The sequence below is a fragment of the Mesorhizobium sp. M2E.F.Ca.ET.209.01.1.1 genome (assembly GCF_004010375.2).
In the GTDB taxonomy this organism is placed as follows: domain Bacteria; phylum Pseudomonadota; class Alphaproteobacteria; order Rhizobiales; family Rhizobiaceae; genus Mesorhizobium.
Map to the genome: position 1 here is coordinate 1 of NZ_SADP02000730.1, position 328 is coordinate 328.

Annotated in this window: 1 pseudogene; it reads left to right on the top strand. The window is 65.2% G+C overall.

Going from position 1 to position 328, the window contains the following annotated elements:
* Positions 1–9 precede the first annotated feature (9 nt).
* Positions 10–328, top strand: a pseudogene (locus EN852_RS37640) (cyclic nucleotide-gated potassium channel); the annotation flags it as partial.

Below are 328 nucleotides of genomic sequence, written 5' to 3' on the forward strand. Positions count from 1 at the left end.
AGATTCTACATGCCGCTCAACGCGGTGCTGGCTGCGCCGGGACTTCTGGCCGTGGCTGCGCTCACGATACCGGACATGTCCGGACGAGGCAGACTGGCTCTGGTTGCCGTGCTCGCGGTCATTTGGGGCGCTTATCTTCTGCAGATGGCCGCGACGGTGCTCAAGCGCTGGGCGGGAGACGTTCGGGACAGGACGCCGGCGGTCGCCATCGATGTGCTGGCGGTTTTGGTTCCACTCGCCGCGTTTGTGCTCGTCGGCACGCCCGACTGGAGCCTCTACTGTGCGGTCTGGCTGCTGAAACCGCTGCGCGACTCGACCTTCTTCCCAG